At 55.9% G+C, this 13,064-nt stretch carries 11 protein-coding genes and 1 pseudogene; 4 read left to right on the top strand and 8 right to left on the bottom strand.

The window, feature by feature from the left end; translation table 11 throughout:
- Positions 1-105: 105 nt before the first annotated feature.
- The 3 genes and pseudogenes from B378_RS0101980 to B378_RS15725 all read right to left on the bottom strand — a co-directional run.
- Positions 106-798 carry a hypothetical protein gene (locus tag B378_RS0101980; protein ID WP_017342154.1) on the bottom strand — a complete coding sequence of 231 codons (693 nt, stop codon included), beginning with the start codon at positions 796-798 and terminating at the stop codon, positions 106-108.
- Positions 799-2,499: 1,701 nt separating this feature from the next.
- Positions 2,500-3,882 (bottom strand): PD-(D/E)XK nuclease family protein, encoded by a 1,383-nt coding sequence (locus B378_RS0101975; RefSeq protein ID WP_237738312.1) that lies wholly within the window; start codon positions 3,880-3,882, stop codon positions 2,500-2,502.
- 100 nt (positions 3,883-3,982) lie between these two features.
- Positions 3,983-4,615, bottom strand: a pseudogene (locus B378_RS15725) (SDR family NAD(P)-dependent oxidoreductase); the annotation flags it as partial.
- A 177-nt stretch (positions 4,616-4,792) separates the two neighbouring features.
- On the opposite strand from B378_RS15725, the gene B378_RS0101965 reads away from it, so the two are divergent.
- Complete coding sequence (locus tag B378_RS0101965) at positions 4,793-5,674, top strand: ParA family protein (protein WP_017342151.1); 882 nt, start codon at positions 4,793-4,795, stop codon at positions 5,672-5,674.
- The gene (locus B378_RS0101960) at positions 5,674-6,105 is read left to right on the top strand and encodes a hypothetical protein (protein WP_017342150.1); all 432 of its coding nucleotides are present in this window, start codon (positions 5,674-5,676) and stop codon (positions 6,103-6,105) included. The genes B378_RS0101965 and B378_RS0101960 overlap by 1 nt, the downstream gene beginning before the upstream one ends.
- 95 nt (positions 6,106-6,200) lie before the next feature.
- On the opposite strand, the gene B378_RS0101955 is transcribed toward B378_RS0101960, so the two are convergent.
- Positions 6,201-7,430, bottom strand: coding sequence for a site-specific integrase (locus B378_RS0101955; protein ID WP_017342149.1), 1,230 nt, complete (start codon positions 7,428-7,430; stop codon positions 6,201-6,203).
- A gap of 371 nt (positions 7,431-7,801) precedes the next feature.
- On the opposite strand from B378_RS0101955, the gene B378_RS0101950 reads away from it, so the two are divergent.
- Both B378_RS0101950 and B378_RS0101945 read left to right on the top strand, forming a co-directional pair.
- A complete protein-coding gene (locus B378_RS0101950; RefSeq protein ID WP_017342148.1) occupies positions 7,802-8,731 on the top strand; it encodes a hypothetical protein in 930 nt (309 codons plus the stop codon).
- Positions 8,731-9,369, top strand: coding sequence for a hypothetical protein (locus tag B378_RS0101945; RefSeq protein WP_017342147.1), 639 nt, complete (start codon positions 8,731-8,733; stop codon positions 9,367-9,369). Before B378_RS0101950 ends, B378_RS0101945 begins: the two co-directional genes overlap by 1 nt.
- Before the next feature lie 237 nt (positions 9,370-9,606).
- Here B378_RS0101945 and B378_RS16200 read toward each other — a convergent pair whose 3' ends face one another.
- From B378_RS16200 to B378_RS0101925, 4 genes are all read right to left on the bottom strand, one after another.
- Positions 9,607-10,095 carry a DUF1643 domain-containing protein gene (locus B378_RS16200; RefSeq protein WP_026046138.1) on the bottom strand — a complete coding sequence of 163 codons (489 nt, stop codon included), beginning with the start codon at positions 10,093-10,095 and terminating at the stop codon, positions 9,607-9,609.
- A 143-nt stretch (positions 10,096-10,238) separates the two neighbouring features.
- Positions 10,239-10,640, bottom strand: coding sequence for a hypothetical protein (locus B378_RS0101935; RefSeq protein WP_017342144.1), 402 nt, complete (start codon positions 10,638-10,640; stop codon positions 10,239-10,241).
- Positions 10,633-11,571 (bottom strand): ParA family protein, encoded by a 939-nt coding sequence (locus B378_RS0101930; RefSeq protein ID WP_082224220.1) that lies wholly within the window; start codon positions 11,569-11,571, stop codon positions 10,633-10,635. The genes B378_RS0101935 and B378_RS0101930 overlap by 8 nt, the downstream gene beginning before the upstream one ends.
- A 560-nt stretch (positions 11,572-12,131) precedes the next feature.
- A complete protein-coding gene (locus B378_RS0101925) occupies positions 12,132-12,959 on the bottom strand; it encodes an IS5 family transposase (RefSeq protein WP_017342142.1) in 828 nt (275 codons plus the stop codon).
- Between the last annotated feature and the right edge of the window lie 105 nt (positions 12,960-13,064).

Raw genomic sequence — 13,064 nt, 5'->3', positions numbered from 1 at the left:
GGTTTCGCCGGCGGGTTCTCCAACCGAAACCACTCAATTAGACAGGAATTCAGTCGGAGGTTGACGCGGAATTTTGAGAGAGCAGATGCGGTAGTCCACGCCAGCCTACTCCCCTGGCTCAGATTCGTCGAGTGCCTGTTGAAGATGGTTGTACGCCGTCACCTGGAGTTGCCTGATCCCTTCCTCATCATTCTCGTCGACCTCACGCATATCCTCAATCCCGATCCCGAACACCTCGGTAAACACGAACTGGTGATGCGGGATCGCGGTAGAAGCCGCCCGGATTTGAGTCGTCATGTTGCTGCTCACACCCCCCATCTCATTCTGCTCGATCGCCGCGACCGTCTCTGCTATTTCCGAGAAGTTTTCGATTTGGGATTGAAGCTCAGAAACTTGGGCTTCCAGCTCCGCAATCCGTTCCGAAGACGCACTCCCTGAGCCAGCCGATTGACCACTCCCACCCGATCGCAGTTCCTTGATTTCAGCGACCACTCGATCGCCCTTCTCGGTAAGCTCAACCGAACGCGGTCCAAATTCCTTGCCCTCTACCCGAGGGCCATACGAGCGGATCAAATTCAACCCCTCCCCAGCCAGCCCACGACTGTTGTCGCCATCTCGCGCACGGTAGTCGATCTGGTTCTTCGAGAGACCCGATGCCTGTTTCAGCACCGTGACGTTCGCGACTGTCTCCCCCGGATCCGTATTATCATATTCCGTAGGGTTCTGCTCAATCTGATGAACAGTTAACAGAAACTCAACGTCGTCCTCCTTCAGCCCGTAGTCTGTGAGCACGCTCATATTGTAACTCGGGACTCGTTACAAATCACATCTCACCCCACCCGCTTAACTGTTTAGGGGGTAAAATTGTGGGGGGTAATTTAGCGGCTAATCTTAGGCAAGGCAAAAATTTAGACCGTGAATCACACCCTAATCTTGAATCCCCCAAGAAAAATGAGCGAATATATGCCCCCTAAATACTCCCTGATTTTCAGAGGGTGATTTTTTCCCAGCCGATTAGGGTAAAGAACAGCACCCCTCCCTGAAGGAATAACCCCTAATCACCCCCTGATTATCCCCCGGTTTTCCCCCACCCCCCACCCTTCCCGCACTATTAGGGCCGATACCCCCCTCCGACAAGGAGAGAAGAGAAGCAGGAGGGGTCCCTCGCCCCAACGAAAGACTGCGATCCACAACGTCGCGACGACCATGGACCGTGGAGACGACGACACAAAACCCAACACAAATCGTGCGCTGATCGCGCTCGAAACAGCACCACAATCGTCGCCGTCGACACCAGAAATCGATCTCGCACAGTATATCAGAAATCAGAGAAAAGAACAACGCGGACCATCATATCGACACCACGAATTCGAACACAAAGTGAGACGATCGACGACGTCGACCACGAAGACAAACGCAGCGCACAGCGCAGACTCGAACCCCAGATGAGTTCATGGATCGTCGCCGTCGACGACGCAGACGATGACCGCACATCGAGTGCAAGCTCTCGCCATAGCGTGAGCGATCGCGAGTGATCTCCGCGTTGACCCCAACACGTCTCGACGCAATTCGACCCGCTATGACGACGCGCGTCGAACTCGCTTCGTCACGTTGCTCGCGCTTCCTTGCGCTCGTTCCAGCGCACAAAGTTTCCGTACGTGGGGTGCGCCGCAACACCGACTCGAACATGGATCGACGCCGCCGATCGACACCGAATCAGTCCCGCGAGTTGACCGCGAGTGATCGCTAACGTCGCCCGCGTTGAACGTGCCTTGATCGCGTCGCGCCCGTCGAGTGACCTCATCGCGAGCGTGGACCGTCGCACCGATCCGGAGCATCGTCGACCACGAGTGAGTCGCGTGTGTGCCCCACCGTCATTCGTCGTCGACAGCGTGGATCGTCGCCCGCGTCGTGAGCCTGACCCCTGAGCGAGTGAACCGTGAGCGTGGAGTGTGGAGTGGAGCGCAATCGAGAGCATCGAGTGTGATGCGTGCCCCGTGGACCGTCGCCTCTCGCGTCGTAAATCTGGGGTTCATCTCAGCGCAACTCAGCAGTCAATAATCTGTACGTGGGGCAGGGGCCCCAACGCGCAACCGAGACAGCGACACCCAGCCCTATTCCAGATCACGCTGATCCTTGTCGCGCTTCGCACGGAGAAGTTCAGACGCCGGAGTGTCCGTCGTTGCCTCCGCGTTTCGAGCAGCAAAGCCCGCCATCTCCGACGCTGATGGAACGCGTCGAACGAAGACCTCCCCAGTGTCCGACTCGTAGAACGCAACCCGTCCTGGGGGGTTGAGTCCGAGCGTATCGCAGACTCGCTCTGGGATCGTCACATCCCCTGACACGGAGACAGAAACTGTCTCCAATAACTCGGCGTTGTCGGGGTTAAACCCAGTCGTGCCAGTCGATTCACACCCGTCCATACGTCATCTGGACAGGTGATGTACTTCAATATAGCCCTGTTCAGAATAATACGTGATACATTCAATCAACTCGTAGTCACTGGTACTCCGCAACGGCCCTTTCGAAGGTCGCGCCCATCAGCTGGATCAATTCTGGTTCATCACAGACGAGATCAACAAACGCCTCATGGAGGGCGGCGGTGTAGGCATCGAAGTAGTCCTCGTAGCTGTCGACTGGGATGTCGTACGTCCCTTCAATCAGTGTCAATTTGTTTCCGGTCACGAGGCCCTCAGTGTCCGCGAGCAACTCTTCAAATTCATTCCGGCGGTCGTAGAAGAGGTCCGCGTAGATATCCCGAAACGCAGTCGGATTCGATCCCATGTTCCGGAAGTTGAATTTCAACTTCTGATCTCGCGTTGCGAGGTCTCGGTTCCGTTCCATCCGGTGGTAGAAGCCAATTCGGAGGTCATTGCTGTCCTCCGCGCGATCTGCCAGCTTCTCCAGCGACGACTCATGTCTGTACCAGCCATACTTGAACACGTGTTGCCAGTCGCCGCCGTTAGCCCGGAATATCCAGCGTTCGTCATCGCGATCGGTTCTGGAGACGCTGACTTCCGGGTAGTGCTCTCCCTCTAACCGGTGGACCTCGGGTTCGGTATCGGTCAACAGCTGGGCCACATCACGGCCCCAGACTGTCGCGTACGATTCCCACGCGTCGTCGAAGACGGCTTGGACGTCTTCGATTGCGTCTACATGTTCAAGATACAGTGCGATCTTCTCTTGGTCTGAGGCTGAGTCGGTGGTCATTTTCGTGATGGACTGAAGATCGTCTCTGAGGTCGTGAAGTTGCGTCGTCGTTCGTTGCGGATAGCGGAGCGCGTTCTCAGTGAGGAAGTCATCCAGTACCTCACTCACGAATGTCCGCCAACTTTGGTTTGCGAACGTGTCACTGCTGGCTTGGGGCCGGTCGTGCTGATGGAGAAAGAGATAGTACTGCCCCGACCCGTATTCGTCGACAGCGACGCCGTCAACATGCGTCGCTCGGCTGTAGAATTCCGTCCCCGTTTCTTTGGCCGAGAATTTCAACTCGACGAGGAGGAACCACTCGTTCGGGATATCGAGCACGAGATCAGCATACCCGGTGGACGCGTCCGGATCCTCGCGGTCATCGATTGGGACTTGCTCTTTGACTCGTACGTCTGAGAGGTCGAGGGTATCTTCGTCGAACGCAGTTGTGGCTGGGAGTCCCTGAAGGAACGCCTCCAAGAAGTCAGTGCCCATCCCATGCGGTTCCGCTGGATCGAGGAGATACCGCATGAGCCGATTCACGTATACTTCGGCACGCCGCTGTTCTCCAAGCCCATACTCGATGACGTTCATCGTTGAGCGTGGCTCGGCAGGACGGGAGATGATCGACCGCCACCCGCGGTCGAGGGTCTGGAGATTTGCTTTCCACCCTGAGTCATCGTTGTTGGTCACTGCTACCGAACAGCATTGCTGGCATTTGTGTTAATTGTGTCCCGTCAGCACCTGCCGGTGCTCAGCAAACCATTCCCAACGGTCGATGGGCAGTACCAACCGCACGGTCTCCGCACATATCTGTCTGAACCCAGCCTGGTGAGATGGCATTGGCTATGAGACCTTGATCACCGTATTCACCATCTAGGTAGGCTGTTAATCCGCCAATGCCCACCTTCGAGAGCCGGTAAGCGGGATATTGCCCGTCCATCTGGCCCTCAGTGAACTGTCCAAGCCCCGAAGACATCGAGATAACACGACTGCCTGGGCTGTCTAACAGTAGTGGAAGCGCCTACTTCGTCAGCAACGCCGGGCCACGAAGGTTCACAGCCATTGTGCGGTCGAAGTCGGCACGTTCCATCTCATGGAGTGGACCCGACCGGGGGAAGATCCCAGCGTTATTCACCAGGATATCAAGCGACCCCTCCTCCCGTTCGATTGTATCGACTGCCGATTGGGTCTCCTCCTCGGCAGTCACATCCAGTTTGACATCCTCCCCGCGCTAAAGCGCGAGGCTTTCTCTTCGATTCTCCGTAACGTCAGTTGGATCTCGGGCGCCTGCGTATACGGTCGCGCCTAAGTCGGCGAGCTTGGTAGCGATCTTGGCCCCGATTCCGCGGTTTGCCCCAGTCACGAGGGCAACATCGTCTGTCAAATCGGATTTGAGATCCACGTCGGGAGGCGTATCTGCCATGCCAGCATATTAGACGGATTCCACCGGGATATAACTCACAGATAGATCTTAGATATGTGTCTTACATACCAATCTAAGATATCTAAGCCATGTGTCTTACTTCTCTAACTAACTTAGACACCTAACAAAGATATGTGTCTGACATACGTTTATGTGTTTAGTCTCTAATCATACTGTATGCTCTCGTACACGGTTTACAGCGAGGCCGGCGGCGTCGGCAAGACGTCGTTAACAGCGAACATTGCTTGCGCTCACGCGCGAGCAGGGCTTGATGTCCTTGTGATCCCACTGGATCCACAGGACGGGAATCTAAGCCGGTTGTTCGACGTCGACGACGATCGGAGTGATTCGTCTGCAGATAGTCTTGTTCGACATCTCGTCGACAATCCTGGTGGCGAGTTCGATGACCTGATTCGAACGGCTGAGGGCATCGACATCATTCCGGAACACAACACACTCTCGGATCTCTCTGACCACCTCGCACGCGAGAAAAGCCGCGCAGAGGACTTTGGTGAGGCGTACAACATCTACGCGCAACTTCGCCGGGTCCTCGCTGAAAACGATGTGCCGGACCGGTACGACGTTCTCATCTGTGATCCGCCGGCAACAGAGTCAGATCACCTCTATAATGCGATTTACGCGACGCGGAATCTCCTCATTCCGTTTGAGCCATCCGCAAAGGGAGAAGCGTCCGTTGAGGGCTTAGAAGAGCTTGCGACGAACTTTGCGGACGAGTTGAACATCGATGTCGGCGTCCTCGGCGCCGTCCCGATTGAGTTCAAGGGAACGAAAGACCAGAACGAGATCGTCAATGAGGTGCCCTTCGAGGTGCCTGAGGTAATCGGCGACCGGACGTCGATGATGGAGGGCTGTTGGCGACACCAGTGTAGTGCGTTCGAGTTCGTGCGATCTCACCGGAGTCGGCGCCGTGACTACGAGGTTGAGACGCTGGCGAAGTTCGATCGAATTGCTCGATTCCTCGAAACCCAAAGCGGTATTACGGCCCCCTCGCCGCCTGAACCAGGCGCATTAGACGATCCTGAGGAGGTGACCGTCTGATGGGGGGATTCAAAGAAGGTACTGTCAACGGGTGGGACGACGAGGAAGAAGACGACGACAGCGACGCGGAGTTCGAAGGAGATGCCTCGGCCGATGAGGGCAGCAGTGGCCAAGAAAAGCAATCTACCGAAGTGGAGATAGAAACCGGCGCGGGGGATACTGGCGAGACAGGTGTGAACAACGCCTCAGCGGGTGATATCCCCTGGGTTCTCCGACGAAATAGTATCACTGACGGGCGCGATCAGACAGTCCAACTTCACCTCCAAGAAGAGACGATGAACGTTCAGCGGAAGCAGAAGTCGCTCATCGAGGCGCGACTTGGAGAGAGCGTTCGAAAAGCCGATCTCCGGGAAGCAGCGTTACTGGTGGGACTTCAGCATACAGACGATGTCGTCGACGTCCTCAAGGAGTGGGGGTACGCTCTCGAGTAAAATCGGTGGACTGCGGGTAAGAGCGTCCGATATAATATCGCAGTAGATGGTTTATTCAATGGCTCGCTAATTACTTGACGGCAGGTCGACAGCGGCTACTCCTTTGATGAGAAGATCTTGCTGCCCACGTCGGACAGTTCACTCGCCTCTTTGTGAGCGTACATCTTCGACGTCGTCGACGGGTCCTCATGACGAAGAACGCGTTGTGCGTCACTGAATCCCGCTTCGTCGTAGTATGCTTCCCCAACACCTCGGCGGGCGCCATGGAGGGTGAGATAGCTCTTCGAATCGTCTGAACAATCCACAGCAGCTGCTTGAGAGAGCTTCTTGAGCGTGTATCGGCCGCCCTCAGTGGTTAGCGCCGGTGGGGTAAGTTCCCGTTCCCGGAAGGAGTCGACGAGCTCAGCTGTGCCGAGGCTGGTGATCGAATCGACAGTCTCTGGATTGACCCCTCGATCTTGAAGCTGGCTTCGTGCGGCATCACGCAGTGAGGCGAGATGGAACGAGAGAAACACGGGCCAGGCATCGTCGGGTGGGGCTAAGAGCGTCTGCCAGCGGGTGAGAGCCCCGACGGGACGGTCCGTCAGCGGTGCCTTCTCGGTTTTCTGGCTTTTGCCTAGCACTGTCAGGATCTCCTGGTCCGTGTCGACGTCCGCCCAGGTAATCCCCGTCCGTCGGTCATCGCGACTGGCAGCCAAGACCTCAGCACCACGCACGCCTGAAAACCCGATGACGTAGACGAGAGCCCGGTCACGTGCGGCGGTGAGTGCCTCTTGGCTCTGGGGATCGACATCAATGGCATCGTGCGCTCGTTCATCGACGTGTGAGACGATTGTCTCACGTTGCTGTTGCGACCAGAACTGTTGTTGTCCTGAATCCGTCGTAGGTCGGTCAGGCATTTCGTCCTTCGCCCGGTCGGTATCTGCTGGATTCTCCGCAATGTACTCCCACTGCTGGCAATAATGGAGGTACGCAGAGACGAGCGAGTAGTAGTTCCACGCCGTAGCGGCTGTGATCCCCTCGGTGTCACCATTCGCCCGCCGAGCGTTCACGCGCCGTCCAAGATGGCCAGCATAGCGTGCGAGATGGCGGCTGTCGAGTTCTTCGAGGGTGGTCACCCCGCGACGGTCCATCCATTCGATCCAGTCCGGGACGACGCGTTCGAGCGCTTGAACGTAGTTGCCCGATCGCTGCGTCGCGTTGCCGTCGGAGTTTGTCTCTTCGATCGTCTTCGCCTTGGCGTCGAGAAAATTCGGTAGTGGCTCGTCGAGGGGTGTATCGCCGGTCGTTTCCCCGGGGTTAGGGCCGTCAGCTGGCGGTGCCATCGATTCAGCTTCACCGACAGCGGGGACCCACAAAAATTTACTTGTGACTACTCAACTAAGACAAAGTATGTTATTTTGGGCGCTATTTGGTTTTGTGAGAGTTTGTCCGGTGGTATCGGGTGCGAGAGTCATTCTTAGCGGCATAGGCTCTTAGTAAATTGTATATCGCTATATAAACTTTCTGCGCCGGTTCAAATTGCCACCCGACCCCCCTTTTGTTCCCGTGGGAATGGCCCGCCTTCTGGCAAATTCCAGTGGTAATTATCACTTCCACACCGGTCTACCTACGCTTAAGCCACCGGCGGCCGTTGTTTCATCTGGATGTCCATTGAACACACTACATCCCAAACCGAAGCGGAGGCGGGCGATTAATGGCGGTTCGGAAGTCCAAGATCCCAGACACATGGGCCAAGCGAAGGACAGCAGCAGATCAGAACTCAAAGACTGCCCGAGCGAGGATCAAGGGTGACCTGAATCGCGATCGGTCAGCTCTTGTTCAGCACACCGACATCAACGCGTTCACGATCTACACGCAGGGATCCTACAAGAACTACACCAACACGAGAGGGTCGAGCGACCTCGATCTGATTGTACAACTCCGATCCCCTTGGAGGCGGGACCTCAGCGATCTCACCGCCGAGCAGCGGGACCGGTACCACGATGAAAACTCCCCGGCTGATTACGGCTACGACGATGGCTTTCGTGATAGCGTCGTACAAGCCCTGCGGCAGTTCTATCGCGAGAACCGACTGAAGGACCCCATCGATAATTCTGGAAAGGCAATCGAGATATCGGGTCGTCACAACCCGCTTCCCATCGACGTTGACGTGGTCGCCGCCCAGGAGTACCGCATCTACCATTCCTACCCCGAGAATGGAGACCCCGAATACACAGAGGGGATGATATTCAAGCCTCTCATGAGTGACGAGTGGTGGGTCAACTTCCCGAAGGTACACTACGAGAACGGGAACGCGAAACACGACAACTTCCGCGAGACTGTGCGGATATTCAAAAACGCGAGAGGCCACTACAACGATAACCACTGGCTCACTCTCGACACGCCCTCCTACTACATCGAGTGCCTGATTTACAATGTCCCCGACCACGTGCTAAAAACGTCTGATCTCACCGATCGGTTCGACAGCGTACTCTCCTGGTTTGAACGGGACAGCACGGACATCACTGGCTTCGATCAGGTGTCAGAGATGGAGGCCCTGTTCGGAGATGAGAACACGCAGTGGAACACTGACGACGCTGAGGAGTACATCGAGAAGATGCGGTCGATGTTCGACGACCTCTAATGCGCGGGACCCACGGGTTCTCGACCGACCGGCTGCGCCGGCGCCGTGTCACCCTTTTTGCGATCGGTGCGGCGGGTGTTCTGATAGCTAATAATCTCGGCCCATCAGTCGCCCTATTCACGGGGTACGAGATATTCACCAACGTGACGATTTCGTTCGTACTGGCGTCAACAGCAGTATATTTCCTTGTTGCGAGAGGACTGTGGAACGTCTGGCCGATTTCGGTGGCAATAGGATCACCACCAGATCTCAGCGGCGAGTGGACCGGCCACCTCTACACAGACACGGACGAGTACGACGACGAAGACGTGGCTGCCGTCAACGAGCTCGGACACGGCCTCGTGAAGATGGAGGCAACTCTGCGAATCAAGCAGTCGTGGGACCAGATTCTCGTCGAGCTGGTCGGCCCGAACTCGAATTCAAATAGCACGGGTGCGACCATCCTAACCGGCAACGGACCAGCCACACTAACCTATAATTACAACAATCAGGGTACCGACTTCCATGACGAGTTGGACCAACACGTTGGGACGACCACTGTTGAGTACGACCCTGAATCTGAAACACTCGAAGGGACGTACTACACGGGGCCAAATCGAGAGAATCACGGCCGTCTTGAGGTCGAACGCACTTCCTGACGGCTAAACTGATTCACCGACCCGAATCATTTACACTTTCACCGATTGTCTATGGCTCACCTGGTTTAAACAACTCTCCGCGCGGTAGCCATTTCCCGAGTGCTGGATTCGTGTGCCATCCCGCGGTGGGTCGTGTCGCTGTCGGAGTCCTCTTCGGCAACGCTGGCACTCTGAGGGGGTTTGGTTACTTGGAGAATGATTCCGTTACCGGTGGTCCTGAGCTGGTTCGGCATCTACTCAATCACCTCCGGTAGAGCCATAATCAAACAGTTCTGGTTCCGCATCCTTCGGCTGGTATAGAGGGTGGTTAGGGTGTCCTTCCTTCGTCCTATTCAATGCGTAGAGGTCGGTATCAAGCATTTCGACGACCTCGGGACCCCGATTGTACAACGCCCCATCCGTGCCCCACGCAACGACAGTCATGTCCACTTCCTCGCAGATCGAACGGAGGTGTTCATCGTTTTTGGGACCAATTGGGTTGTCGTATTCGCGAAGCTGCGACCGATCAGTCGCTCGGTACGCGAACAGGTTTCCTACAAGTATTGATCCGTATCCCCAGTCTTTCGCGTAGCCGAGGCAGCGCCGGATCGTGTTGTCGTCTTCGGATTCATCGGCCGTACTCGGGTTGAGCATAATGAAGCCGAGCGTTGGATTATCTCGGTCCCACGTTCGACTGAGGCGGTATCGATACACTCGGTCAGGACTCAGCACAGCGTCACTGTCCATAGTCCACCTCCTGAATCGTCGCGATCGTTCCGAGTGTCGGGTACTCCCACCGGATCAGTTCGTCGTCCTCAACGTGTGGACCACAGCGTGAAGTATCGGCTGTGAAGATATTGTGGAATAGCATTCTATTTTAAAATAGTATTCTATTCAGACAATTCTGAAGAAGCAGATTCGCGGGCCTGTTCGAACCGTTCGGCCACTTCATCCACGAGATCCTCCTCCACGACAGTTCGTAGGAGGGCATCGGTCATCTCACGAACGACGATTTTCTGGTAGCCCTGCTGGTTGAGCTCCCGCTCCAATTCGTATTTCAGCCAAGAATCGAAGTCCTCAATCGTAGCCTCACGGGCGTAGAAGGGCCGCTGTTTGGCAGCCTCATAGCTGAACGCAGTGTCGGTTATCGGGTCCCGCGGCTCGACCGAGTCCCGAGCAGAGGTCTCCTCGGTCGTCTCCGATTCAGATGCGTCATCCGTATCCTGTGGGTCGTCATCCGGTTCATCCTCGAGCGTCTCCCCAAGGTCGGCGAACGGATCGTCCTCACTCATGACGGACCACCTCGCCGGCCTCGACGATGTGCGCCAACTCGTCGAAACACGTCAACTGGTCACAGGCTGGATCGTAGTCCAGCAGGGGTTTGCGTTCGCCGTAGGCCTTCGTGATGCTGGTTCGGTCCCGGATGCCCGGTGAGGGTTTGAGATCGCCGGCGTCGACAGCCTCCCAGTCCGTGATCCGCGCGAAATTTGGGATGCGATCCTGAAGGCTATCGTGCGAGTTGAGACGTTCGAGGAGCTGGCGATCCTGAGTTTGTTGATCGATACGGCCGCTCAACATGTTCGGAACCAGCGACAGGACGTCAACGTCCATATGCTGCCGAAGCGGAGAGATCTGTCGCTCGATGGTTCGCTCCAAGCCGGCCATCGCCTCGTTTCCAGGCGCGAGCGGAAGCACGAGATTCGCCGTCGCGACAAGCGCGTTGTCCGTGAGTCGGGACCGGTACGCCGGCGAATCCGTGACAATATAGTCGTACGTGTCTCCGAGGAGTGGGTCGACGACTTCCCGCTTGAGCAGCGCAGAGGGTTGGAACACGTCGCCCACGACGATCTCTCGCTCGACCTGCTCGAGATCCTCGCTGGAGGGGAGGATGTCGAACTCGTAGCCGGTATCATAGACGACAGAGGTCGGGTCAGCATCGTCGAAGAAGACATCACCAATGGTTTCCTCTGTGTTGTGGTATTCGTCGTCATAGCCTAATCCGACGGATGCGTGACCGTTCGGGTCAAGATCAATGAGGAGAACATCGTGATCTTGAGCAGCCAGCTGTCGGGCGAGGTTGACTGCGATCGTTGATTTGCCAACACCCCCCTTCAGCATACAAACCGACACAGCGCGAGAATTCCCGCCGGTCTGTGCCGAGCTATATGGGCCATTTGGGCTATTTGTGCTATCTATACTATTCTTGCTATCTGAGCCATTCATACTATTCAACAGTATCATCCCCTCACGACTTAACTCTGTGGTGAATAGTTTGAATAGCGTTCTATTCCTCTCGATAGAGCTATTTTAGAATAGTATTCGATTCCTGAATAGAATAGATAGAAGAGGGGATCTTAGGCCCAGGAAATGAGTTCTAACATTGACCGTGGCTGGAGATGCTAACGGATGTCCTAGTCCGTGTCGAACAGTACCGCGTGGACTTGTTGGCTACCCACGTACTCTGCCGACTCGTCGAACTACTGTCAGGCGTCTCGATCAGTTATCGATGCCCGGGCGTGTGGTATGACTTACACGGCTCCACCTTGGCTGTGTTCTCGTGTAGGTCTATTTATTTATACTAGTACGGGTTTACACGGCTTTACGAGAATCACTATCTTCTCGACGCATTTTGTAGAGAACTGGATTGAACTGGAAAACAGAACGACAGTTGCTCAGTTGAGGCACTCGGTTAATATCATATATGTAGAAACATGTCGGGAGAGTATCTCGAACAAATTCTATCCAAAATATGGCTCTGGTGAATCGCCAGAAGGCGTTTGATTTCACGGTTTCACGGCTCGCTTGATGTTGTAGACCGCACACATCAAAACGATCTCACGAAATTCGCGGTACCACGCTCGGGCACGCACCGCGTGGCCGAGCGTGCGCTTGATCGTCGAGAAGACGGTCTCAGACAGTGCTCTTTGGCCGTACAGAGACCCATCGATGCGCGCGTTATGCGCGCAGTCGATGGGTCGGAACTCACGGTGCTTGATCAGCGGTCTTACGTCCTCTTCGCGCAATTTCTCGCGTAATCGCTGCCAATCGTAGCCTTTGTCGGCGGCGGGGCTGGCAATCTCGCCCACGTTGCGGAGGGCGAGTTGCCAGCCGATCTGCGTATCGTGACGTTTCTCGGTCGTACAGTGAACGTCGAGCACAGCTTGTGCTTTCGTATCGACGAGCGCGGTCGCTTTCAGCGTTTGAACGCGATAGTTCGTCCGGCGGCAGTAGTGCTTGCTGGCGGTTTCGCGGTCGAAGAATGTCGCGTCCATCGCGGCGTGATCGGCGGTGTCGTGCAGCTGCGCCGAGAGGCGCAGTAGCACTCGCCAGATCTTCATCTCTAACCTATCAAACGCCTTTACTAGCGTGGTATGATGCGGGAATTCGCCCGCTTCAAGGCCGATCTCGGCCAAAATATGCGGCATCTCGCTCAGAAGATCAAGCGCCTCACGGTAGGATTTCTCTAGGTAAATCCGGAGACTGTGGAGCGAAACGACGGCGTAGTCGGCGAAGCCGCCGCCCCCGAAGGGGGTGGGGGCTTCGCCTCGACCACCAACAGCATTTTTAGCTAACCGTACCGCTTTGCTCGTGAAGCGGGAGATCTTCGACATAGGCATCGACGATTTCCCGCTTCACTTCCTTTGATTTGACGACCTATCTCACCGCCTTACAGCGATTCACCAGAGCCAAACGACGGAAACGAGGGGCTCCAAAAT

Source organism: Halorubrum sp. T3, from assembly GCF_000296615.1.
Taxonomy (GTDB): Archaea; Halobacteriota; Halobacteria; order Halobacteriales; family Haloferacaceae; genus Halorubrum; species Halorubrum ruber.
The sequence above is the reverse complement of the archived record's forward strand: the minus strand, read 5'-3'. Positions and strand labels throughout refer to the sequence as shown.

Excerpts from the sequence above, each read along its gene's own strand:
- B378_RS0101955 (WP_017342149.1), bottom strand. The coding sequence starts at position 7,430 with ATGGCACCGCCAGCTGACGGCCCTAACCCCGGGGAAACGACCGGCGAT.
- B378_RS0101965 (WP_017342151.1), top strand. The coding sequence starts at position 4,793 with ATGCTCTCGTACACGGTTTACAGCGAGGCCGGCGGCGTCGGCAAGACG.
- B378_RS0101930 (WP_082224220.1), bottom strand. The coding sequence starts at position 11,571 with ATGAATGGCTCAGATAGCAAGAATAGTATAGATAGCACAAATAGCCCA.
- B378_RS0101950 (WP_017342148.1), top strand. The coding sequence starts at position 7,802 with ATGGCGGTTCGGAAGTCCAAGATCCCAGACACATGGGCCAAGCGAAGG.
- B378_RS0101935 (WP_017342144.1), bottom strand. The coding sequence starts at position 10,640 with ATGAGTGAGGACGATCCGTTCGCCGACCTTGGGGAGACGCTCGAGGAT.
- B378_RS16200 (WP_026046138.1), bottom strand. The coding sequence starts at position 10,095 with ATGGACAGTGACGCTGTGCTGAGTCCTGACCGAGTGTATCGATACCGC.
- B378_RS0101945 (WP_017342147.1), top strand. The coding sequence starts at position 8,731 with ATGCGCGGGACCCACGGGTTCTCGACCGACCGGCTGCGCCGGCGCCGT.
- B378_RS0101925 (WP_017342142.1), bottom strand. The coding sequence starts at position 12,959 with ATGTCGAAGATCTCCCGCTTCACGAGCAAAGCGGTACGGTTAGCTAAA.
- B378_RS0101980 (WP_017342154.1), bottom strand. The coding sequence starts at position 798 with ATGAGCGTGCTCACAGACTACGGGCTGAAGGAGGACGACGTTGAGTTT.
- B378_RS0101960 (WP_017342150.1), top strand. The coding sequence starts at position 5,674 with ATGGGGGGATTCAAAGAAGGTACTGTCAACGGGTGGGACGACGAGGAA.